This window comes from Bacillus sp. LLTC93 (genome assembly GCF_002993125.1).
Taxonomy (GTDB): domain Bacteria; phylum Bacillota; class Bacilli; order Bacillales; family Bacillaceae; genus Bacillus; species Bacillus zhangzhouensis.
In genome coordinates, this window is the sequence record NZ_PVME01000002.1 from 226,610 (window position 1) to 250,095 (window position 23,486).

Consider the following 23,486-nt stretch of genomic DNA (forward strand, 5'->3'; position numbering starts at 1 on the left):
TGATAGAAATAAAGAGAATACATTCTCTATCAAGGAGGAAATAGAATGAAAAGAACATTGTTTGGAACTGTGGCCGCCGGGATCATGATTTTCGGGACGTTAGCCACCCCGCTGCCTCCAGCTGCGAATGCTCAAGGATTCTCTCTAAATGAACCGAGCCAAACGATCACCTTTTCCCCGTTACAGCTTCAAACCGAAACATCTGCTCAACAAGCGCAAACAACCGCCACAAATCAAATCGATTCCTATTACCAATCTGCTACTGGCAAATCAGGACCCGCTCTTAAGAAAGCTTTACACGATATTATCGATGATCATACGCAGCTATCCTACAATGAGGTATGGAATGCATTAAAGAATACAGACGAAGATCCAAATCATCCAGACAATGTTCTTTTGCTCTATAGCGGAGTCTCCCGCTCAAAGCAAGCGAGTGGTGGAAATGTCGGCCAGTGGAATAGAGAGCATGTGTGGGCAAAGTCTCATGGCAATTTTGGGACAAGCCAAGGACCTGGGACAGATCTCCATCACCTTCGTGCGACAGATGTGCAAACGAATAGCACACGCGGAAATTTAGATTTCGACATAGGTGGAAATGAATACAAAGGAGCGCCTGGCAACTTCTACGATAGCGACTCCTTCGAACCTCACAGCCGGGTCAAAGGGGATGTGGCGAGAATGCTCTTTTATATGGCAGTTCGATACGAAGGTGATGATCGCTTTCCAGATTTAGAGTTGAACAACAAAGTGAATAATGGAAGCTCCCCTCTTCACGGCAAAATGTCCGTGCTTCTGAAATGGCACAAGCAAGATCCAGTCGATCAAATCGAACGGAATCGCAACGAGATCATTTATCAAACATATCAGCACAACCGCAATCCTTTCATCGATCACCCTGAATGGGCAAGCGCGATTTGGGAATAAAACAAAAAGGCACTGCTATGAACAAGCAGTGCCTTTCTTTTTTTCAAGCGGACAGACGAGACAATAATCAAGACTCTCCGATTTTTTCTCCAGCTTATAATACATACAACATGTCTTTCGATTAGATGTTTCCAGTAAACTGTCGTCTAAGTTTAAACTGTGTTGAAAAGGATTTTGCTGAGCTCCAAATACATCCCCAGCCGCTTGCTTCAGAAAAAGATAATCCTCCTGAACGCGCTGTTTCACCGCAGTCTCTTCAGCTTCCCGTATCATGCTGCGGTAAAGAGAGTTGATACGAACCGCTACGTTCTCCCACAAAATAGAATATGGAAGTCTTGATGTGCGGTTCAGCACGTCTAAAAGCGGTGTGACACACTGCGTAAACAGCGTGCGTACAACCTGCTCTCTCCACTCATGACGATCTCCATCCAGCTGAACCAATGAACACGACGTCTCATCAATTTCGATTTTACGATCCTCTCTAAATGCACAGGCCGCTGGTGAAAACTGATAGACGCCATCATACATCGTCATCAAATACAAAGTGGAACTAACAGCTAAGTATGCATAGCGCTTTGAAAACATAGAGGCCGCCACTGCTAGATTTGGTGCGTGCATGGCTGACTTTTCAGCTTCCAATAAACGCGTGACGGATTCTTCTGAAAAAAGCGCAGCAAGTGTGCGATCAGATGTCATTGGTCCCTTTGTGATGTGTACCCCGAAATCAAGTAATTCTCTCTCAACCCACTCTGGCCTCATATCAAAACCCCCATCTTTCGTTTATCGATTTCGCTGTTGATATAACAAATAAATAAAGAACGGTGCACCAATTGCCGCCGTAAATACACCTGCTGGTATATCTAACGGTAGAAACGCGGTTCTAGCAACAAGATCTGCCAGCATCACTAGAATACTCCCAACAAGCGCAGAGGCTGGGACAAGCGCAATGAAAGAACGGCCGATGATCATCCTTGCGACATGCGGTGCCATGAGTCCGACAAATTCAATGCCGCCTGCAAATGCCACCGCAATACCAGCTAATGTCACACTCATCAGCAGAAAGAATAACCGCTTTGCCTGTACTTTTACCCCAAGACCTGTTGCAAGGTCATCTCCAAGCTCCTTCACATTCATCGTTCTTGCTAACACCATGACGATCGGTAAAATGATCATCACCCAAGGAAGCATCGCGGTGACGTCCTTCATCGTAGAACCATATAAACTGCCCGTCAGCCATATGTATGACTTTGTCGTTGTCATCGTATCACTGAGAACAAGCGTAAACGTCACACACGCCTTCATAATGGCGGAAATACCGATTCCCATCAGGACAAGCGTGATGGGTTTGACCCCTTTTTTCCATGAAAGCAAATAGATCAAACACGATACCACAAAAGCACCTGCAATTGCCCATAATGACTGATAAGCAATTGGCACGGTGCCCATCCAAAAGACGATGAACATAATCGCACCAAACGAAGCACCACTCGTAATTCCAATAATATCAGGCGATGCAAGCGGGTTTCGAATTAACCCTTGTAAAATAAGCCCCGATACAGCAAGCGCGGCCCCAACTAAGACAGCAAGCAGCGTTCTTGGGATTCTCAGTGTATTTAATACAAAATGATTTCCCTCTCCTTGACCGATTAAATGAAGCAGCACATCCATCGGCTGAATGAACCTGCTGCCCATACAGAGACTGAGAATAAATAAACCAAAGGCAATGGCCGTCAATAAAAGTAAAATGAAAAAAGTCCGCTTTGAAAATTGAAATGAAATGCGTCCACCCTTTGATCGCACTGTATATGTTTTAGCCACCTGTCTTCAACCCCCTGCGTACGAGATAAACAAATAGAGGCGCTCCTGCTACCGCCGTCATGACACCAATCGGCACTTCTTGCGGCATAATCAGAAAACGAGCCGCAAGATCTGCGACAAGTAAAAGCGACGCCCCTACGACGGCACAATACGGCAGTACCCAGCGGTGGTCAGGTCCGACAAGCTTTTTCACAATATGTGGAACAAGAAAACCAACAAATCCAATCGAGCCTGCAACAGCGACGGAACCTCCTGCTAAAAACACGACAAGTACCCCCATCGTGATTTTCAGTAGTAGCGTACGCTGACCAAGCCCTTTGGCAATATCATCTCCTGATAAAAGGACATTAATCGAGCGCCCAAGAAGCAGCGCGACAACAGTTGCCCCTACTATATAAGGCAAAACAGGAAGCAACATATCAATACTTCTTCCTGACACGGAACCAGCCATCCAAAACAGGATACTTTGAATCGACTGTTCATTCACGATTAAAAGTCCTTGAGTAAAGGATGCAAACAGTGCGGATATGGCAGCACCTGCGAGCACGATTTTGACCGGCGTCAGTCCATCTCTCCCAATGGAGCCCAATAGAAAAACGAGCATTCCTGCAATCGCAGCACCTAAAAAGGCTGTCCACATATAGCCTGTTAACGACTCTGTTGAAAAGAAGACAATCGAAATAACGATAAAAAATAGTCCACCTGCATTAATTCCTAATAAATCAGGCGCAGCAAGCGGATTTCTCGTCAAGGCCTGCATCAGTGCACCTGAAATGGCTAGACTTGATCCAACGACCGTTGCGATTAAAGCTCTTGATAATCTGGATGTCATGACAATGACACTGTTTGGATCTGATTCATCAAAATGAAGAAAAGCATGGATGGTGGCTTTGAGGGAAATCGAGGTTTGCCCAAGGGAAATACTGAGCATAAAAAAGACCAACATCAACACAATGAATCCAGCAAATAGCAGTGCCTTACTCGAATCCTTTTTTAATAAACTTCTCATCTGATTCCCGCTTTCAATCTGTTATGGAAAAAAGGAGAAAATGGTGTTTTCACATTTTCTCCTCTGGTATGTCTTATTTATCAATTCCTAGACGATCGTAAATATCATCAAGCATCATATTTGCAGCAATGATACCGCCTGCCATGTTCCAAGTGATTTCATCGACTTTATGCACTTGTTTCGCTTTGACTGCGTCAAGCTGCTTCCATAAAGGATGACTTGTCCACTCTTTATATGCTTTTTCAACTGCCTTATCCTGATCATCCATGAAGTAATAGATCACATCTGCATTCATCTGTGGAATGCTCTCTTTGTCTGTTAGTGTCACGATATCTTGTTTTTTATCTTTGATATTCTTAGGACCTTCAAAGCCAAGCTCTGTTAAAATCGACCCTGCGAAACCAGTTTGATAGATTCTTGCATGATCTGCACGGAAGTTGACAACTGCCACATTCATTGGCCAGTTTTTGATGTCTTTTTTCGCCTTTTCTTTGAAGTCAGCGACGCGATCATCCCACTTCGTTAGCAATTCTTTCGATTTGTCTTGTTGGTTTAATGCTTCACCCATTAATTTCACTGTATCTTTAAAAGTAAATACTGTTTCTGTTGCAACAGTTGGAGCGATTTCTTTGAGCTGATCAAAAATTTGTTCATGACGAACTTTTGATGCAATGATCAAATCTGGCTTAAGCTTTTCAATTTCCTCTAAGTTTGGCTGTGTTTCCTGCCCAACAATTTTAACATCCTTTAAATCATCTCTTAAATATTTATAAGTAGGTGTTTCAAGCCATGATTCTACAACACCAACTGGTTTAATACCCATAGCGACTGCTGCATCTGTAGCTCCTTGGTACAGCGTCACCACACGTTTAGGCGATCCTTTTATTTCAGTTGAACCGATAGCGCTTTCAACGGTTCTCGTTTTCTCTTTACTATCTGACTTGCCTTCACTGCTATTGCTGCCGCAAGCTGCAAGTAAAACGATGGAGAGCACAACTAACAACGACCAAAAAGATTTTCTGAACATGTACCTCACCTATCCATTCTATATGTAGTTATATCGTTTGATAACGATTCTCATTATCACACTATGATTTTATCATAGAAAAGGATGGTGTCAATGTAAATTTTTAAGAAAATGGGAGAGTGTTGACTAGTTGTACATATTAAATGGAATTTTTCCACATTTGGATGGTGCAGCCAATCTGTTTTCCCGCTTCTAGTAAAATTGACAAATGGGTATGCCCTGCTAACACTTGATAGACTGATTGTTTTTTAATCTGATTATTCGGCAGCGCATGATATGGAAGAAATTTTTCTACTTCAAATAGCTCATCTTCACTTCCTACAAACATACCATAAGGCTGATCCATCATCGCAAATTGTTTTTTAGGTGCAGATGGGGTTAAAGCAAGAGACATATTGACAGTGATTGCGGTCAAAAGAAGTGGATCTTGCGCTACGGCCCATGCTGGATAGTGGAAACGTACGGCTTCTGAATGACTCATCAGCCTTTCTTTTGTCATCGCAGACAGGACAAATTTCCATACTTGAACCGTTGCAAAAGGGATTTGATTAAGCTTCGCAGTGTCTGATTTGTAGCCAAATTCAGGTGCGATAAAGAAGTAACCGTCTACCTCTCTTTTTTGAGACCAAGACATATAGTTGAGCAGCAAACCCGCTCCAGATGAATGACCGCAAAGATAAATGACTCCTTTATACTTCTGTTTGATGGCATTTACAACCTGCGAGATATCTTGCCACACATCCGTGACTTTGGGTGTATCACCTTTCCTTCCATGAGAATGGCCGTGACCTCTTAGATCGAGTAAAAACGTATTCACATGAAAATCATGTTGTAGCGTATGGGCGATATGCTCATAACCAGCCAAACTGTGGGCGCCTCCGCCATGGATCAATATCACATTCGCCTGTGCCTTCTTCTCTGATAAAAACGGATAATAAGCAAGGCTCATGCCGTCATGTGATTGAATCAATTGTCTTTCTGGAATATGAACAGGGGCTGCCTGCTGCATACTCGTAAATGAGAACGGTTCTAACTCGGTATCTTTCAATTTTTTTCACTCCTTCAAACAGAAACGAGAATGGCAAGCGATACCGGCCATTCTCATGACTACATCCTATTAAGTAATCTCCCGAAAGGGAAGGTCTTGCTTTGAATAATGGCAACAATTTGTTTTAACGCTTTTTTTGCTTCGGGTATAGGGAAGACGTAATTTATTTCATAGTTTTTCATGCTTTTTGGGGCAGTGCAATGACAATATTTCTAGAAAGCTTTTTTAATTTTCAGCATCAATTTCTAAGTCTGCATTCAACGATAATTCTTCATGAACAAATCCATTGATGATGACATACTTTTTTCCAGTTAATGATGTTCATTTTACTCGGCGGTCACAACAATAAGCCATAGGCTGATGAATTTCAGAACAACAATCATTTTTTATGATGATCTGTATGTATTGAATCTAATTGTTTACTAAATATACATTTTCTATTTTTGTTATAGACTTAGATTGCAAACTTTGACTATCCATTTCTACGTGAAGGGAAAAATCATTGTTTTCAACAAAGATTATATCGTTTCCATTATTAAGTTTTATTTTTAATGCATTGCCTTCTTTTTGAGTATTACGAAAGGTATTCTCAATCATATTGTAGTCTAATTCAGTCCACTTGCCATTGATTATCATTTTGGTCATCCCCATTATCTTATGACTGATACTATTGGGAGTCATTTTCTTTTGAAATTTTTCAGAAATATCTTCGTTATCTAATTGCTGAAATCCAATTTGAAAGGCCTCTTTTTCAAAATAAGGTAAGTACATGTTTCTCCATAGTGATGAAATTTTAAGTAGTCCAAATAATTTATATTCAATTCTTTCTGGCGTTTGTACATCAAATGCTTTGTCTAAAAGCGATTGATGTAAAGAATCAATATCTGATACATCAATCATTAAGCATATGGCTCCTCTTGTGCCTCGATGATACAAATCTGTCCAATCTTTTTTCCAGCCACCGCCATCCTTCTGTGTGATATTCACTAATTCAAGATACTCCTTTCCAATCCAAAGATTGCTTATTTTAAAGCCCTTTGTTCTTTTACCTTTTTTAGGTGCATACGGAAAACCATTTTGTTGTATCATATCTATCATTTTTTTGTCTTTTTGATATTTATCATCAACATTGATAACAATATGATCGATTTTATTCATCGGTTAACTCCCCCGTCTTCATTAAATGAATAGCTTCATAAAGATACTTCATTTTCATTTCTTCCATTTCATAAATGTAATCAAACGTTAGTCTTGTTAAAGGAGATAGATTCATTTGTTTCTCTTTTTCTTCTTCACCCTTTTTTATTTCTGCTAAATGTCTTTTTTGCGCTTCAATTTGAAGATTTAATGATTTAACAGCTTCTTGTTTTTCGATTTCGTCAGCAAACATTAGTCCAGCAAAAAGTTGAGTTGGATAAGTATTTTGAGATTCCACAAGACATTTCATCACACATTCTTTCTTGCGTTTTTTTCCAATTTCTGTAATATCGTAAATTTTAGTACTCTTTTTCCCTACCGTCCTAGTTTCACAAACTTTTATATAGTTTCCTTTTTCTAGTTTATTTAACGCATAATAGATTGAGCCAACTAGAATTCCTCCCCATCTATCGACCATTGTATTTTTTAAATTCTGCTCAACATCATACCCTGACATCGGTTTCATCGATATTAATCCTAATATATATAAGTCCGTCATCAGATTCCTCCTAAGCAATATCTATTTAAACGATACTCAACATTGAGTATTATTTCAAGATTAGATTAAAACTTTCTTTCATGCTAAACACTTTTTCAGAGCTCTTAAAAAATCCTGTAAGCAAGCATTAGCGCGATGTTTATAAATGAAGAGGTGTGCAATACGATGAGTGATCAATTGGATCAGGTTGAACTTCATCAATTTCATTGAGCTTTTCCTCAATTTTTAACCGTTCATTAATAGACAGATGACTCATGATTGTTCATGAGTCATCCACCTCGATCAAACTAAAAAAAGACGAACGGTAACCATTCGTCTTTTTTCTTTACTTCACTTCCTCATGATCTTGAGCAGAATGTCTTTTATTGGCGATAAAGAGTGCACAGGTCATGGCAAGAATGGCCAGCGCCCACCAGAACGTCGATACAGCTTGTTCATGATCGATGATAATCAAACGGATGACAGCTGTGATGCCAATATAAATGAAATACCGAAGTGGGAAATGAAAGTTTGATTTAAAGTATTTAATAATTAAGGCAATAAACTCAAAGTACATAAAGAAGATCAGCAGTTCTCCCAGCATGCCATAATAGCTTTCTCCTTTGTTAAACAATGTCTTGTAGACAAATTGTACAATGTACCAAGTTTCACTGATCAAAAGAACGCTTAAAGCGATTGCCAGAAAGAACAGACAGATATTCAGAAGGGCTTGCAAGAGATCAGGTACCTTTTGGAAATTGTTGAATCGTTTCATTGGATAGTCTCTCCATTCCAGTATATTGATTTGTCGTCTACATTTTGATGTTCCAAAAACGCAGCACGATGTAGTAAGTAGCGTTTCTTTCTTTACTTTCAAACTGTCCCTGCATGCGAGACATCATTCGCGCAATACTTCGTTCACCGAGTCCATTGCTTTCCGGCGTGACATTCATCTCTTTTATCGCATTGCTCACATGGATCTCAAAGATTTCTTGATCGGATAAAAACGTCATATTGATGTCCTTTTTTGGATCTGCGTATTTACGTAAGTTTGACATCACATTATCAAACACTCGGCCAAGCTCCTCGATATTCACGTTGATATAGCTGTCCGGCATTTCGCCTAAAATATGGACCGTGAAATTCTCCTGATGCAGCAAAGCGACCTGATCTGATAGAAGATCATAAATCACCTCTTTGACTGCAACGGTCTCAAGCTCAGATTCATGCTCTTTATCAAGCAGAAAATAGGCAAACAGATTGTCAGACAAGTTTTTTAATTGCAGTGCTTTTCCATAGGCATTGGCTATATATTGATCTTTGCGGGTATCCGCTCCAGTCTCCGCTTTTTTCGCAAACTCCAGGTTCATCATCAGCGATGTCAGCGGTGTTCTCATATCGTGTGACATTTCGGTCACCAAGCTGCGGCTCTCTCCTTGCAACTCGTCGATGGCTTGAAGCTTGTCCAGAAAAGCTTTACGAAGATCCTCAATACTTTTGGCAATCATGGCTAATTCATCATGCCCTTTTACCGTCATCTCATAGTCCAGCTCGCCACCTTCAAGAATATGGATTTCTTGGTGAATCGTTTGCAGGTAGCGTAAACTTTTGCGAATGCCAAGAAGAACAATGATGAGAAAAATAAGCGTCGCCCCGAGCAGTTCAAGTGTAAAGGCAAGATCGTGATATCGAGATGAGTAAAAGCCGTCCACCATAACACGGCCTTCACCGTCGCTGAACTGAACCGGATACGAATGATGCTGAGCGTACTGGTTCACCTTTTCTTTTCCATATGCCGATTCATCGGCAGCGGAATAAATGGAATCATATTGTAGCACTTGATCCTTGAAGATGGTGAGATTAATGTAATTTTCTTTTTTCACCCACTCACCAAACGCTTTTCGATCAGTTGAAGACAGCTCATTCTCTGACACGTAGCGGCTGAATTTTTGAATGTACTTGGCTGACTCTTCCTGATAATACTCATCCGAACTCAAATATCCTTCGATCAGGTGATCGGTCATCTTTTGCAGCGTCAAAAAGACAGTTCCACTCACAACGGCAGCCACCAAAATGAGCAATGCCAGCTTTTTGGTCAGCGAATATTTACGATGTGCCAAATCGATAGCCTCTTCCCCATTCCGTTTTGATATACACGGGACGAGCCGGATCATCTTCAATTTTGGCACGCAGCTTTCGAATATGCACCATCACCGTATTGTTGGAACAATAGAAATATGGCTGTCCCCACACGCTCTCATAAATATTTTGCGCAGAAAATATTTTGTTTCGCCTGCTCATGAGCAGCTTCAACATACGATATTCTAAATCAGACAGCTTGATTTGCTGATTTTCTTTCCATACTTCGTTAAATTCTTCACTCACTCTTAGCTTGCCCCCAACAAGAAAAGTCTCATCCTGTTCCTTCTTTTCCTGATAGACGGTATACCTGCGTAATTGTGCAATGACTCTAGCATGAAGCTCCTCTTCTGAAAAAGGTTTTGTCATATAATCATCCCCGCCGGCAAGTAAGCCTTCGGTTTTATCGAATGTACTTGATTTGGCTGTCAGAAATAGAATGGGGACGTTAGAAGAGGCTCTCATCTGCTGGCACGTTTCGATGCCTGAGATGCCTGGCATCATCACATCCAACATCACCAAATCGAGCGAATCGTTCACAAGCTGCAATGCTTGCTCGCCATTCATCGCTCTTAGCACCTCATATCCTGCACGTGTCAGGGATTCCTGCAAAAGGTCTCCAATATCCTGATCATCCTCTACGACTAATATTCGATGGGTCATGTCTATCTCACCTCATGATAAGTGATGTACTTTCTTTTATGTCTTTACTATATATCATCTAGCTACTTGAAAAGAATACGGTATAAATCTTAACAGGATATGAAAGTGAAGGTCTGCCATCAATTTGTCACATTTATTTCCCAAAAATTGCTTCTTCATAAATTGTTAAGAATTGGTCTTTATATTGATTCATTGTAAGGATCAATGATCAGATCCGAATCACATCTATCATAACAGGAAAAGGAGCATGGATATGAATGCAAACAAAGTAGCACACGGACAACCGATGAGTCTGCGGGATCGGGTTCATTTCTTAGACATCGTAAGGGGATTCGCCTTAATGGGAATTATTCTGGTCAATTACTTTTTGATCGTGGATTCGGCAAAGGGGTTCGAAATGGAATCAAATGATGTATTTCACAACTTGGTGAATTGGTTTGCTTCAGGGAAGTTCATTACGTTATTTTCCTTTCTATTCGGGGTTGGGTTTATGATTTTTATGGATCGAGCTGCTCAGAAGGTGGACAGTCCGAACAAGCTGTTTGCTCGCAGATTAACGATTCTCTTAGGATTCGGCCTTCTGCATGTCACCTTTGTTTGGATTGGTGATATTTTGGCCTATTATGCAGTCGCTGGCTTTTTATTGCTTTTCTTTTACAAACGCACAGCCAAAACCATCCTGTACTGGCTGATCACACTCTTTGTGATTCAATTGCTCACGCCTTTATTCACAATGCTGCTCAATACCATCAGTACGAGATCATCAGGCAAGCCGGATTTTGCTGATTTCGAGCTGTCTAGCCACAACAGCCTGACTTATCTAGCATCCATTGGTGATCGATGGGCCGATATGGTGACGATGGCTTCCAGCTCATTTTTCACGGTCTATTCCATGTTCTTCATGTTTTTACTTGGTGTTTATTTTGTAAAAATGGAGTTTTTTAAAAACATGGAGGCGAAAAAAGCGATTTGGAATCGCATTTGGATCATTTGTACAATCGCTTTTCTCATCACACAAGGCAGTACGATCATTACGGCGGTCAATCCTTTTGAAAATACGCTCTGGATGGACACTATCTCTGCCCTTGAACAAAACGGCGGATTAACTGGCAGTATGTTCTATATGAGTTCACTTGCGATGCTATTTCTGCACGTTCCTCAGCTGCGAGGTGCTTTAATGGTCTTTACAAAAGTCGGACGGATGTCCCTGACCTGTTATTTGCTTCACTCGATCATTGGAACCATGCTATTTCTAAAGTATGGAGCGGGGCTTGTCGATCACCTTCAGCCGGCTGGTACGTTCTTCATTGGAATTGGCGTGTATGCCTTCCTTGTGCTTTTCAGTACGTTTTGGTTAAAGCGGTTTAAGTACGGACCGATGGAGTTTATCTGGCGGCAGCTGACGTATGGAAAAGTACATGACAAACCAAAATCAAATACATTCCATGTGGCGAAATAACTGACATGGCAGCTAAAAAGAGTAAGAAAAAGGCGAACTGAAAGTAGTTCGCCTTTTTCGATATTGATTTACGATTGAACCTTCCATCTCGAAACTTGATTAATGTTGCTCGTAACGGCACGAACTAATTAACAATAAAACCGGTCAAATCTTTGATATAAAGTCATTTCTTCAAATGTTTTAAAAGAGATTATTATTTTAAATTGTTCACGGTTGTTGCATACGAATTTGATATATACTGAAGCCACATAAAATAATTGTTATTCAAGAACGTATTTATTAAAAGCCAAAAAGAGCCAAGTTTTTAAATCCTTAGCACTTTTCTCAAACTATTATTTACCTAAAAGATTGATAAATTTACTCAGTTCTTCTTTGGCTTCATCTGTTGTCCCTTCCAGCTCATTCAATAACCCAAACAAATTATCATATGAATTCGCGATTTCTGCTTTAACTTCTACCAACTCTTGAGCCACTTGAGAAAGTGGAATTACTTCTTCTTCTTCAAACGTGTCGACATAACGTGGAATGTTTAAATTGTAATCATTTTCTTTGATTTCATCCAAAGATGCCACATGAGCATATTTTTCAACGTCTTTACGGTTACTGTATGTTTCAATAATTTTGTCGATGTTTTCAGGGGAGAGTTTGTTTTGGTTCTTTCCTTTTACAAACTCATTTGAAGCATCAATAAATAATATGTCTTTATTCTTGCGAGCTTCACGACCTTTAAATACCAAGACACAGGTTGGGATGCTTGTGCCATAAAACAAGTTAGCAGGTAATCCAATAACAGTATCTAATAGATTATTATCGATGATATTTTTGCGGATTTTACCTTCAGAAGCACCTCGGAATAGTACCCCGTGCGGCAATACGATAGCCATTGTTCCAGTTTTGTCTAAATGATAAAGTCCATGCAGTACAAAAGCATAATCTGCTTTAGATGCAGGTGCTACACCATAACCCTTGAAACGTGTATCCTTTTCTCGATCAACGTCTTTTGTATCCCATTTATGAGAGTATGGGGGATTTGATACGACAGCGTCGAACTTCAAAGGAATTTGTGTGCCATCTTTTTCAGCAAATGGCCAGTCAGCATCAAGTGTGTCTGCTCGTTTCAACTCCATATTGCGATAGTTAACCCCATGCATCATTAAGTTCATGCGAGCTAAATTATAAGTCGTCGTATTTAACTCTTGACCGTAAAACTCAACGCTTCCTTCTTCATCACCATTTGGCAATTCTTTTTGGACTGTTAGAAGAAGTGAACCTGATCCCATTGTAGGGTCATAAACACGGAATTGACCGTCAGATCCATCTGCATCATTCGTCACAATCTTTGCTAGGATTTGACTAACTTCATGAGGTGTATAAAATTCCCCGCCTTTTTTACCAGCATTTGCAGCAAATTGTCCAATTAAGTATTCATAAACGTCACCCAAAATGTCGTGCCCTGAATCGTCTTTGAAAGTGAACTCGTTAATTATCAACACGATATCATTCAAAGCCTTTGCACGTTCATTTGTACTTGAACCTAGACGTGTATCCCCAAGGTTAACATCTGAAAATACATTAGCAAAATCAGCTTCTGCAATCGCGTTACGTTTTGCATTTGTATTGAATGAGTCAAACATATCTTGGAAGTCACTAGCTTTGATTTTATGATTTTCAATTTTTGATACGATTTTGTCCCAAGTGTAGGCAGGATCAATCGCATATCCGATACCTTTACTAATTTCCTCAAGATAATCTTCTTTTTCAGTTTCATCTGTCACTTCGTAGAACTCTTCCAGATCATTGATTTTTAAGTATTCATCTTGATTTTCTGATAAGTAGCGATAGAACATAAATGGCAAAATATAGTTCTTGTACTCACTTGCATCCATTGTCCCACGTAGTTTGTTAGCCATTCCCCATAGTTTTGATGTAATATCTTTTGCATTACTCATTTGTGTCATCTCCTTTTCTTATATAAACATTTGTTGAAGCAGTGTTTTCTTCAAATTTTCAAGTGAATTTAACTCACGCTGATGAAGAGTGATAGTGTCATCCAGTTGTTTAAAAAAGTTACCAATCTTTTTTTGTTCTTCGTATTTTGGAATATCAACTTGAAAATTTTTCATCTCGGATGCCAAAATATGCTTTATAGTATTACCAGTTGTGATGTTACCCAATTTCTTTTTTGAATTATGGGTTTGAAACTGATAATTTAAGAAGTATGGATCAACTTTTTCTCGGTAGTTTGAAAATATAATCAAAGCATGAGCAGCAGTATTATCTAATTCTTCAGGAATCACTGCTGTATGTCCAACATGTCCAGATTGAACCATAACTATGTCACCAGTATGAAGCCAGTTATTTTTTTGCTTTTTGTAAAATTCATCATTGATGAACACTTGTTTATTTCTATTTATCTGTCCGTCCTTAACATTATTTGATTCTAAATAAAAATGACCACCTTCCACATAATATGGCGTTGCTACACCAACAAAAGCATTTCTGATTTTTCCGCAAATACTTTCTAACTTACGCTGTTCCCAAGCATCAGTAAATCCTGCAAAGCGAATTTCTGGAATATTGGCTCCATCTTTCGGAAACATTTTCTGAAGTAGACTTTTTTTCGTATCCTTTAACAGTCCCAACTCACGCTGATGAAGGGTGAGGAGGTGGTTTAGTTGGTTGAAAAGCTGTCCAATTTTCGCTTGTTCTCCCTTATCTGTAGGCACAGAAAATTCAGTTTGTGACACAACATTCCAGTCTGAACGTGGCATTTTTGAGCCAGTTGATAGATTGGCTACAATTTGGTACTTGCTACTTTGAATTAAACTATAAATGAATTTGCTATCCATTTCGTTAGGACGTAAAACCCACCAATCACCTACGGCAATACCCTTAAAATCAGCTAATAGCCAATTTTGAAGATACGGACGCAATTTTCCAAATAATGTATCTCCGAATTCAAACTCAATACCTTTTTTATCACTTTCTTTGGTAAAAATATCTTTATTTAGTTCCCCTTGACCTGAAACAATATCCTCATATTCAACTCGTGGCAATTCATCCACTTCACTAGATTTTGATACACGATTAACTAATTCAGAGAATGTTCGCTGTTCCCAAGCATCGGTAAATCCTGTGAATCTGATTTGAGGTGATTTTGTTATTTTATCGCTCATTTCTGATCTCCTTTTTGTAGTCTGTATAATTTTATCACTTGACTATTCCCCCTTCTTAATTTCGTCGGCCATTTCGTAAAATGCTTTACGAAATTCAATTCGATACCGAACCCAACTTAAAGCTGCAATCTCTTCAACTGCAATTTCTTTATAATCAGCCCTTGCGTCATTCAAGATTGCGGTTAACTCCCCTTGTTTATCCATATCTTCTTGACCTAATCGGTGTTTTTTAATCAAGTTTTCAAGTTCCTTAGGTTTTGTGCTGTTATCAAGTCCCCAAGTACGGATGAAGTTCGTTAGAAGTTGGATATTCGTATCCTTTTGTGCTTTATCCATAGCTTGGTTCATTTTTTCAACACTTCGAGGTGCTGGATAATGATCAAATTCAAACTCTTTTGAGAAAATCTTAGATACAAAATGACTCACCTTAGATTTTTCTTTTTCATTGTCAGACTTGGCGATTTCAACTTGGATTTCATCACGTGTACTTTCCGCTTTCGACATTTCGTTCGCATGCACTTCATCAGCCATCCGGGCGATCAAATCAATCAAATAATCATAGTTGATGGTCACATCGTGAATATGAACCATAGAGAGATTGACTTGAGAAATATCAATGTCTTCTCGCTTTGCACGTCGTTCTTTCAACTCACCAGCAATGACAGTTGTTAAAATAACTTCCTGCTCTTCAGTAATACCAAGACGTTCATAAAACTCTTCGGGATTATCATAGACGGAAATAGGATTTTTATCATCGTCTTCGGTATATTGTTTCAACTGACTTAACAAACGATTATACTCTTTCAGATTCTCAAAAACTTCATCCTGTGCTTTTTCACTTGGTGGTAATTGTATAAAATCGTCTGTGAGCGTGGAAAGCTTCTTGATGACTTCTTGCATCTCAGCTTGGACCTTGCTAAATGGTTTAGAAGTAATACCAGACTCTTCGTTGCCTTTCTTCAATTCTTCAAGTGGAAGCTGTTCGTCGGCAGATGCACGATTTGAATAAATAGCAAAAGCCTTATTCATTTCATACTCGTTTTGCTCCGGCCAACGATAATTCACGACATTTCCCCAAGGCTTATCGACAAGGTTATGTATTCTATTTGTACGTGAGTATGCTTGAATCAAGTTCCCACCCTTAAGCGTTCGATCAATATAGAGCGTATTCATCTCAGGTGCATCAAAACCGGTCAAAAGTTGATCCACAACAATGACTAAATCTAAATAGTTGCCATCATCAGTTGTCTTGTTCAAACGTCTTGCTAAGTCTTCTGTGTAGGCTTTAACTGTCGTCATATCAAAAGCTGTACCAAACGTTGCGTTATAGGCTTTGATAGCTCTGTGCAAGTTCTCGTTCGTTTTCAGTTGATGAACACTATTGGATGTATCTGCCGAGAAACTCACCGCAACTTTTAATCGTTGATCTGCTGGACGATTCGCATTCTCTTCTGCAAACTTATCGAAATAATCCATCGCTCTTGGTGTACTTGCTTTATTACCACCAACGTGAACTGTAAACAAGGCATTATATTTACGCTCATTTGAACGTTTCTTCCAGTTATCGAAGATGTCTTTCACTACTAAGTTCACATGTTCTGGACTATAGTCATAAACACTACCACGAATATTATCATCAATATCATCTTCGGTAGGATCTTCGGGAGCTTCGATCGTTTCCTTAAATTCAACGTTAAACCCTAATACATTTTTATCCGCAATCGCTTCTTTAATGGTATATGCGTGTAATAGTTCACCAAAGATTTCTCGTGTTTCAGGGAATTTTGGTGTACCAGTATAACCAATCCAAGCAGAATTAGGAACTGCTTTTCGAATCGATTCAAGCATCCCTTCATTTTCAGTACCACTGCCAGTTGATCGGTGGGCTTCATCCACAATAAAAAGAATATTTTCATTAAGTGGCTTGAAGCTGTCCCGCACTACATAACGTGACATTTTTTGGATACTTGTCACAATGATGTTCTTATCGCTTTTCTTCGTTAGTTTGCGATGAAGGTCTGAGATATTGGCTGTGTCACCCACAACACCAGTTTTCCCTTCAAAACCAGCAACAGGATCATAGGCTTTATAAGCATCTGCTGTTTGGTTGGTAAGTGCGATCCGGTCAACCAAGAAGATCACTTTATCTACATTTGATAGGCGGCTTGCCAGCCACGCTGTCTTAAAACTTGTGATTGTTTTACCTGAGCCTGTCGTGTGCCAAATGTATCCTAATTTACCACCATCATATTTAAAGTCAAACTTTCTAACTTTATCAAGTACACGCTTTGTGGCATAGACTTGATAGGGACGCATGACTTTGATACTTTCTTTATTTTTTGTACCATCTAGTACCATGTAACGTGTTGCCAAATCATGAGCCATTGGAATGGACAACACTTTATCCGCAAACGTCTTCCATGATCGAATAGGGCGAGCATCATCTTCATTTTGCCAGTTGAAAGCAAAAGCTCGGTTAAAGTTTTCGAGTGGGGTATTTGCCATATAACGAATATCAAACGGTGTCATCGCGATTAAAATCTGCAAAGTTGAAAAGATACCGCTGAATTGTTTTTCAGCTATATACTGTTCCATCTGATTTAAAGATTCCGTAGCGCTATGAAGTGCTTTCTTTAATTCAATTTGAATAATCGGCAAACCATTAATGAGCAAAGTCACATCAAACCTGCGAGTCGGCTTACCATCAACAACTTTTGGCCGCTTAATTTGATTTACTACTTGATAAACGGTATTCCCGCCACCGACTTGGGCTTGGTCGAATACTGTCAAGAACACATGTCTACCATTATCAAGGTCAACTTCAATTTCAGAAACACCATTAACGCCATACAAAAACTGTCCGGCCTGGTAAGGTGATTCGATACTAGTGATGATTTTCTTCACTTGGTTAAATTCAGTAACAGACAAGGGCTCATCTAATCGTGCGCTATTGTTTTGTTCTAGGATTATTTTAAAGTTATCCCAAAGTTGTTCAGTTGTTTTAATGTCTTTTTTGTAATCCCATTGTTTTACTCCACCGATTTTGGTCAAATAATCGATAACTTCATTTTCAAATGCTAATTCCGATTGACTTTTCATTTCATTACTCCCCCTTTAATGTTCCTTCTATTACCGAGCTCGTAAACTGCCCAATCAAGTCTGCATATTGGCTTAACTTATTTTGCAGCTTCAGTGTTTCTACGTATATAGCGCCTATTTTCTTCTGTTCCTCGATCGGAGCAACAGGAACGATAATTTCCCCAAGCGCACGAAGCGGAATTCTTAGAATAGGGCCAGTCCCCTGTGACCCCCTTTCTTTTTGCTGCTTCACATCTTTGTAAGCATTAAACAAGAAAAGAAAATATCTCTTATCAAGTTGTTCGCTATCAAACTCTATTTTTGTGAAGTTGAGAGACAACACTTTACCAACATTATTTTTTCCGACAATTGTTGCTAGCTGCAATGAGTTACTGATAACAACATCACCTTCATTTAACGATAGGTTACTTTGAAATAAAGGTTTTGCCTTTTCTTCAACAGCTACGTCCTCACGATGATAATCAGCTTCAAAAGACGCTTGGTCATAATAATTTATTTTTTGAGTTTCAAACTGCTTTTGTGCTCTTGTTGGATTAATACCAGGAACGAACGTTACAAATTCATTTAATTTTCTTTTCTCCAAATAAATCGCCCCTAATCACAGATGTGATTTTTTGAAATATTTCTATATTACAAATTAAAGCATATCGAGATTACTTCGTCAACGATAATATGAAATATTTATGTATTTCATATTATCGTTTTTGAAAAAGCCTACTGAAACTATTTTGTAATTCCCGATTCTTTACTCTACCGCGCAACTTATTAAACTATCATTGCGAAAATGCATCCTCTATTCAATGTCATTTTTGTTACCACAAACTACCTCAAACCGCTAAAACCAAATTCAGCTTTAAAATTCCACACGAACAAACAGAAGCCTTTAAAATCTCATCATAAGTAATCCCATTGGTTACAATTTTCTATTTTCACAGTGCGTTCGTCTCCTCATGACTGGTGTGCTTAAGGAAACTTTTCAAGACACAGTAAAATGTACAAAATATAAAGGTACACATGGTTTTAAAACATACACATGCGTAATACTACTTCTTTAATGAGGAATAATTTTATTTTGTTTCTAAGTGCTTTGGGGCATAAATCTATTCAAACAACAGTGGGCATTTATCTAGATATTACTGAAAAATAGAAGAAGACGAACTTCAAAAGTTCGCCTTCTACACTATTCAATCCTTGATAAATATAGTTTTTTAAAATTTAACCGATTAAACCTTCCATCTCAAGCTTATTTGTAGGTGTGCCCACATCACCATCAATCTAAGAAAATACAACTGCCCCAAGATCTTACTACACACTTTTTATTTACCCACACTCTCATCTGCTAGTATGCTATTTTTTATGACTAATGCTGCCGTTTCACTCGGATGGCTAAGAGGAAAATGATGGCCATATGGAACAAAATCAACCTGACCAAGATGCGTTGGAGCAGAATAGCCTTTGTCATAATTCCCCCAAATCATGTGAAGTTTATACTTTGTTGCTTCATTGAAATCTCCTTGATCGTTTTTCAGTAATAAATCGTTAAGCTGAACCGTCGTATTTAAAATTCTAGGAGAAGTAAAACTGTTACTTAATTTTTCAATATAATATTCAGGGATGCTCTCCGTCCTTTCAAACAAACCATGTCTTAATAAATAACGCTCTATCAAATGAGGAGTTGCCAATTTTAATGACCATTTGTTCATCAATTGAGGTAGCGATTTAGCATTTTTTTTAGCAACAGGCGGCTGAAGTAAAGTGATTGAATACTTCTTATCATCTATGTAATCTTGTGCCAAAGCTTTCAGAAGAATAAATGCACCGAATGAATGGCCAATTAGATGTGCACCATTCACAGCTTTCTCCAATAACTTTTTCACTACATTCAAATAGATATCTAGAAGATTTTTCTCTCGTTTAAAAGGAGAACGTCCCAAGCCTGGAAGATCCAAGATCCATACAGGTTGACCCGTTTTTTCATGAAGCGCTTGTGCTAAAGGAAATAAATCCTCTCCATCGCTCAATAACCCATGTAATAAAATAAACGGTTTGCCCTCTCCTTGTAATTGGTAAAGGGTATTATGATCGCATAATGTTCGTTTAAATAAATAATGATACTGGCCATTTTGATACATCATTCGATAATCCAGATCAGCTACTACGGCAGGTAAAAACTTCATGACACTCGTCTTCTTAAACCACTCTCCTCCCATCATTTTTTTCGTTGAAGCATTTGAAAATGTTCGTTTTGTCATAAAATTCAGTCCATCGGAAGGAATTTTTGTTATTTTACTTACTCCACTTTTCATTATTCCTTTCATAAGTGGCATTGGGACAGAGATTTTTGGTGCCTTCATATTCATACTTTCCGACATCATACTTAATAACTCAGCAATGTTCTGATCGTGCTCTTTGTCTTCAACAAGTGTATATGTTTGAATAGCCGGCTGCTCCAACTTGAAAACCTGTACAATAAACTTCGCAAACTCATCGTTTGAAATAAGTGGTAACCGATAGTCCTTACCTCCAGGAATCACCGGCATGAGCCCTCTTCGCATACTCTTTACAAGCAAACCCAATCCTGCAATTTGCTCTGTACTCCCTGTTTTACTACTACCAACGACAGTTGGCGGATTAATGACAGAAAGCGGATAACCTACAGCTGATGCCTGTTGACGGATATAAAGATCTGCTAAAAATTTTGTCCTCTCATAAGGATTTTTTATTTTCAAATAATCGTTTCCTTCTTCAAACACGTCAATTGCAATCTTGCTATTTTGATCATCAAAGGGGCTCATATAACCGACAACATGGATAAATTGCTGCAAGCCCTTCGATTGATGAATACTTTTAGCTAACTCACTAATGTATTTGGCGCCATTTAAAAAGACAGAAGCTGCCTCTTTACTGGTTGCTTGAATATCCATGGGTCCACCTGCATGAATGATCACATCCGTTTTCAATACCCTCTCCTGATCTTCAGCACTTAGACCCAAATCAACTTTCGTCAAATCACCTTCAACAAAGTGCATCACTGCCTCTTTTAAAATGCCTCTTTCTTGAAAAATGCGTGTTGCTTTGCTTTTCGACCTTACTAAAAGAAGAATGTTCACATCCTCTTTCACTAATTCTTCGACTAATTGCTTCCCAATAAAGCCCGTTCCACCAATTAAAAATACTGTTTTCATATGAAGGCTCCTTTTTAGTACTAAACAGTACTAATTTGATGTAAAAAAAATGCTTCTTTTATCGAAGCAAGTTAAATAAATGATCTGCTGTCTTTGTGATGACAGTGGCATCCTTCAATGTTTCTGAAAGAAATAACGCTCCTTCAAGATTTGTCATAAAAAGTGATGCCACCTCATCAATCTGAATCGTATGTATGAATTCCCCCTTCTCTACCCCTTGTTTCAGTAATAGAGAAACTTTCTCTTGTAATCCTGTGAAAAAAAGACCTATTTTTTCTTTTATTTGTGTGGCCTTTGCAGGGCTTTGAATATAAAGAGTAATAAATGGACAGCTCCCCTTATACTCTCTCGACTGAACTCCTTGTGATAATTGCTTTAAAAACAGTTGAATTCGATCTTCAACTGAAAATTGGGTCTGAGACAGTACGTCATCCATTGCAGATTGATACATGTCAATCCAATAATCAACGACCCCTTCTAATAATTCTTCCTTATTAGAAAAGTGATAATACACATTAGACTTTGATACTTTGCTTACACGTACCAATTCATCCATGCTTGTATAAGCAAACCCTTTTTCTAAAAATAATGTTGCAGCTACTTCAATTACACGTTTTTGATTCATTAATTTTACCTTTGTCATAATTAGTACTATATAGTACTAATTTAAATATTGCAAGTATTTATGTTTATTTGGAGGGATGGACCTGGCTTCTCGAACTAAAGCCATTTGTTGAGGATTCACACTGTATACTTTTCCCCATTCACTAAAAAACACAACGCCATGAAGGCCTTTAATTAACAAGTGGTATCACTCGAAATTAAATGCCTTCAAAAAGCGTTGTGTATCAATGTTTTTTATTAACCAATAGAACCTTCCATCTCAAACTTAATCAAGCGGTTCATTTCAACTGCGTATTCCATTGGTAGTTCTTTTGTGAATGGCTCGATGAAGCCCATGACGATCATTTCTGTTGCTTCTTCTTCAGAAATTCCGCGGCTCATCAAGTAGAAAAGTTGTTCTTCTGATACTTTTGATACCTTTGCTTCGTGCTCTAATGAAATGTTGTCGTTTAAGATTTCATTGTAAGGGATTGTATCAGATGTTGATTTGTTATCCATGATGAGTGTGTCACACTCGATGTTTGAGCGTGCACCCTCTGCTTTGCGTCCGAAGTGAACGATTCCGCGGTATGTGACTTTCCCGCCTTGTTTGGAAATCGATTTCGATACGATCGTTGAAGATGTGTTTGGTGCAAGGTGAATCATTTTTGCACCTGCATCTTGGTGCTGACCTTTACCTGCTAGGGCAATACTTAATGTCATACCACGAGCGCCTTCACCTTTTAGGATAACCGCTGGGTATTTCATTGTCAGCTTAGAACCGATGTTACCATCAATCCATTCCATTGTCGCATTCTCTTCACATACCGTACGTTTTGTCACAAGGTTGAAGACGTTGTTTGCCCAGTTTTGAATCGTTGTATAACGGCAGTAGCCGCCTTTTTTCACGATGATTTCAACTACCGCACTGTGAAGTGAGTTTGTTGTGTACACTGGTGCTGTACAGCCTTCTACATAATGCACATGTGCGCCTTCGTCCACGATGATCAGTGTACGCTCGAACTGACCCATGTTTTCAGAGTTAATACGGAAGTATGCTTGAAGTGGTGTATCTACTTTTATCCCTTTTGGTACGTAGATAAAGGAACCACCAGACCATACAGCCGAGTTAAGCGCAGCAAATTTGTTGTCAGTCGGAGGAATGACTTTTGCCCAGTGCTCACGGAAGATGTCTTCGTTCTCTTTTAATGCGCTGTCTGTATCTTTAAACACAATCCCTAAGTCTTCAAGGTCTTGTTTCATATTGTGGTACACCACTTCAGATTCATACTGAGCAGATACACCTGCTAAGTACTTTTGCTCTGCTTCAGGGATACCAAGCTTATCAAAGGTTTGTTTGATTTCTTCTGGTACTTCATCCCAAGAACGCTCTGAACGCTCTGATGGCTTTACGTAGTACGTAATTTCATCAAAGTTTAATGCATTTAAATCTCCGCCCCATTGTGGCATCGGCATGTTGTAAAAGTGCTCAAGAGATTTCAAACGGAAGTCGAGCATCCACTGAGGCTCATCTTTCATACGAGAAATTTCTTCAACGATCTCTTTTGTCAGTCCGCGCTCTGAACGGAAAATGGAAACGTCTTTATCAGAAAAGCCGTATTTATATTCACCAACATCTGGCATTTTTTTAGCCATCCATT

The 23,486-nt window shown here is 39.0% G+C and carries 19 protein-coding genes; 2 read left to right on the forward strand and 17 right to left on the reverse strand.

The genetic code is table 11. From position 1 onward, the window contains the following. Positions 1-45 precede the first annotated feature (45 nt). Complete coding sequence (locus C6W18_RS06440) at positions 46-924, forward strand: endonuclease I family protein (protein WP_105926748.1); 879 nt, start codon at positions 46-48, stop codon at positions 922-924. 15 nt (positions 925-939) lie between these two features. Here the strand turns inward: C6W18_RS06440 and C6W18_RS06445 are convergent, their stop codons facing one another. The 10 genes from C6W18_RS06445 to C6W18_RS06490 form a co-directional block, all read right to left on the reverse strand. Beyond that, positions 940-1,683: an IucA/IucC family C-terminal-domain containing protein gene (locus tag C6W18_RS06445; protein WP_105926750.1), complete on the reverse strand. Its 744-nt coding sequence runs from the start codon at positions 1,681-1,683 to the stop codon at positions 940-942. A 21-nt stretch (positions 1,684-1,704) separates the two neighbouring features. Continuing rightward, a complete protein-coding gene (locus tag C6W18_RS06450) occupies positions 1,705-2,742 on the reverse strand; it encodes a FecCD family ABC transporter permease (protein ID WP_034317009.1) in 1,038 nt (345 codons plus the stop codon). Beyond that, on the reverse strand, positions 2,735-3,751 hold the full coding sequence (locus C6W18_RS06455; RefSeq protein ID WP_034317007.1) for a FecCD family ABC transporter permease: 1,017 nt from the start codon (positions 3,749-3,751) through the stop codon (positions 2,735-2,737). The genes C6W18_RS06450 and C6W18_RS06455 overlap by 8 nt, the downstream gene beginning before the upstream one ends. Positions 3,752-3,824: 73 nt before the next feature. Then, positions 3,825-4,778: an ABC transporter substrate-binding protein gene (locus C6W18_RS06460; RefSeq protein ID WP_105926752.1), complete on the reverse strand. Its 954-nt coding sequence runs from the start codon at positions 4,776-4,778 to the stop codon at positions 3,825-3,827. A gap of 139 nt (positions 4,779-4,917) precedes the next feature. Then, positions 4,918-5,826 carry an alpha/beta hydrolase gene (locus C6W18_RS06465; RefSeq protein ID WP_223251650.1) on the reverse strand — a complete coding sequence of 303 codons (909 nt, stop codon included), beginning with the start codon at positions 5,824-5,826 and terminating at the stop codon, positions 4,918-4,920. A gap of 411 nt (positions 5,827-6,237) precedes the next feature. Further along, positions 6,238-6,984 (reverse strand): transporter, encoded by a 747-nt coding sequence (locus tag C6W18_RS06470; protein ID WP_105926753.1) that lies wholly within the window; start codon positions 6,982-6,984, stop codon positions 6,238-6,240. Next, positions 6,977-7,522, reverse strand: a complete 546-nt coding sequence (locus C6W18_RS06475) for a PadR family transcriptional regulator (RefSeq protein WP_105926755.1) — start codon at positions 7,520-7,522, stop codon at positions 6,977-6,979. The genes C6W18_RS06470 and C6W18_RS06475 overlap by 8 nt, the downstream gene beginning before the upstream one ends. A 325-nt stretch (positions 7,523-7,847) precedes the next feature. Further along, on the reverse strand, positions 7,848-8,276 hold the full coding sequence (gene psiE, locus C6W18_RS06480) for a phosphate-starvation-inducible protein PsiE (protein WP_105926757.1): 429 nt from the start codon (positions 8,274-8,276) through the stop codon (positions 7,848-7,850). A 37-nt stretch (positions 8,277-8,313) separates the two neighbouring features. Beyond that, complete coding sequence (locus tag C6W18_RS06485; protein WP_105926759.1) at positions 8,314-9,621, reverse strand: HAMP domain-containing sensor histidine kinase; 1,308 nt, start codon at positions 9,619-9,621, stop codon at positions 8,314-8,316. Next, complete coding sequence (locus C6W18_RS06490; RefSeq protein ID WP_105926761.1) at positions 9,608-10,303, reverse strand: response regulator transcription factor; 696 nt, start codon at positions 10,301-10,303, stop codon at positions 9,608-9,610. Before C6W18_RS06490 ends, C6W18_RS06485 begins: the two co-directional genes overlap by 14 nt. Positions 10,304-10,556: 253 nt before the next feature. On the opposite strand from C6W18_RS06490, the gene C6W18_RS06495 reads away from it, so the two are divergent. After that, the gene (locus tag C6W18_RS06495; RefSeq protein ID WP_105927422.1) at positions 10,557-11,762 is read left to right on the forward strand and encodes a DUF418 domain-containing protein; all 1,206 of its coding nucleotides are present in this window, start codon (positions 10,557-10,559) and stop codon (positions 11,760-11,762) included. Between the two features lie 332 nt (positions 11,763-12,094). Here the strand turns inward: C6W18_RS06495 and C6W18_RS06500 are convergent, their stop codons facing one another. The 7 genes from C6W18_RS06500 to sufB form a co-directional block, all read right to left on the reverse strand. Further along, positions 12,095-13,711, reverse strand: coding sequence for a type I restriction-modification system subunit M (locus tag C6W18_RS06500; RefSeq protein WP_105926764.1), 1,617 nt, complete (start codon positions 13,709-13,711; stop codon positions 12,095-12,097). 18 nt (positions 13,712-13,729) lie between these two features. Beyond that, complete coding sequence (locus tag C6W18_RS06505) at positions 13,730-14,938, reverse strand: restriction endonuclease subunit S (RefSeq protein WP_105926766.1); 1,209 nt, start codon at positions 14,936-14,938, stop codon at positions 13,730-13,732. A 42-nt stretch (positions 14,939-14,980) separates the two neighbouring features. Next, positions 14,981-18,037 (reverse strand): type I restriction endonuclease subunit R, encoded by a 3,057-nt coding sequence (locus tag C6W18_RS06510; protein ID WP_105926768.1) that lies wholly within the window; start codon positions 18,035-18,037, stop codon positions 14,981-14,983. Between the two features lie 4 nt (positions 18,038-18,041). Beyond that, complete coding sequence (locus C6W18_RS06515; protein ID WP_105926770.1) at positions 18,042-18,620, reverse strand: restriction endonuclease subunit S; 579 nt, start codon at positions 18,618-18,620, stop codon at positions 18,042-18,044. Between the two features lie 733 nt (positions 18,621-19,353). Beyond that, the gene (locus C6W18_RS06520; RefSeq protein ID WP_105926772.1) at positions 19,354-21,222 is read right to left on the reverse strand and encodes an alpha/beta fold hydrolase; all 1,869 of its coding nucleotides are present in this window, start codon (positions 21,220-21,222) and stop codon (positions 19,354-19,356) included. Between the two features lie 58 nt (positions 21,223-21,280). Beyond that, complete coding sequence (locus C6W18_RS06525) at positions 21,281-21,847, reverse strand: TetR/AcrR family transcriptional regulator (RefSeq protein ID WP_142392787.1); 567 nt, start codon at positions 21,845-21,847, stop codon at positions 21,281-21,283. Between the two features lie 236 nt (positions 21,848-22,083). Beyond that, positions 22,084-23,481 carry a Fe-S cluster assembly protein SufB gene (gene sufB / locus C6W18_RS06530; protein ID WP_105926776.1) on the reverse strand — a complete coding sequence of 466 codons (1,398 nt, stop codon included), beginning with the start codon at positions 23,479-23,481 and terminating at the stop codon, positions 22,084-22,086. Between the last annotated feature and the right edge of the window lie 5 nt (positions 23,482-23,486).

What these genes read in the sequence shown, in the direction of transcription:
- C6W18_RS06440 (WP_105926748.1), top strand. Translation starts at nt 46, where the DNA reads ATGAAAAGAACATTGTTTGGAACTGTGGCCGCCGGGATCATGATTTTC.
- C6W18_RS06445 (WP_105926750.1), bottom strand. Translation starts at nt 1,683, where the DNA reads ATGAGGCCAGAGTGGGTTGAGAGAGAATTACTTGATTTCGGGGTACAC.
- C6W18_RS06455 (WP_034317007.1), bottom strand. Translation starts at nt 3,751, where the DNA reads ATGAGAAGTTTATTAAAAAAGGATTCGAGTAAGGCACTGCTATTTGCT.
- C6W18_RS06460 (WP_105926752.1), bottom strand. Translation starts at nt 4,778, where the DNA reads ATGTTCAGAAAATCTTTTTGGTCGTTGTTAGTTGTGCTCTCCATCGTT.
- C6W18_RS06470 (WP_105926753.1), bottom strand. Translation starts at nt 6,984, where the DNA reads ATGAATAAAATCGATCATATTGTTATCAATGTTGATGATAAATATCAA.
- C6W18_RS06475 (WP_105926755.1), bottom strand. Translation starts at nt 7,522, where the DNA reads ATGACGGACTTATATATATTAGGATTAATATCGATGAAACCGATGTCA.
- psiE (WP_105926757.1), bottom strand. Translation starts at nt 8,276, where the DNA reads ATGAAACGATTCAACAATTTCCAAAAGGTACCTGATCTCTTGCAAGCC.
- C6W18_RS06490 (WP_105926761.1), bottom strand. Translation starts at nt 10,303, where the DNA reads ATGACCCATCGAATATTAGTCGTAGAGGATGATCAGGATATTGGAGAC.
- C6W18_RS06495 (WP_105927422.1), top strand. Translation starts at nt 10,557, where the DNA reads ATGAATGCAAACAAAGTAGCACACGGACAACCGATGAGTCTGCGGGAT.
- C6W18_RS06500 (WP_105926764.1), bottom strand. Translation starts at nt 13,711, where the DNA reads ATGAGTAATGCAAAAGATATTACATCAAAACTATGGGGAATGGCTAAC.
- C6W18_RS06505 (WP_105926766.1), bottom strand. Translation starts at nt 14,938, where the DNA reads ATGAGCGATAAAATAACAAAATCACCTCAAATCAGATTCACAGGATTT.
- C6W18_RS06510 (WP_105926768.1), bottom strand. Translation starts at nt 18,037, where the DNA reads ATGAAAAGTCAATCGGAATTAGCATTTGAAAATGAAGTTATCGATTAT.
- C6W18_RS06520 (WP_105926772.1), bottom strand. Translation starts at nt 21,222, where the DNA reads ATGAAAACAGTATTTTTAATTGGTGGAACGGGCTTTATTGGGAAGCAA.
- C6W18_RS06525 (WP_142392787.1), bottom strand. Translation starts at nt 21,847, where the DNA reads ATGAATCAAAAACGTGTAATTGAAGTAGCTGCAACATTATTTTTAGAA.
- sufB (WP_105926776.1), bottom strand. Translation starts at nt 23,481, where the DNA reads ATGGCTAAAAAAATGCCAGATGTTGGTGAATATAAATACGGCTTTTCT.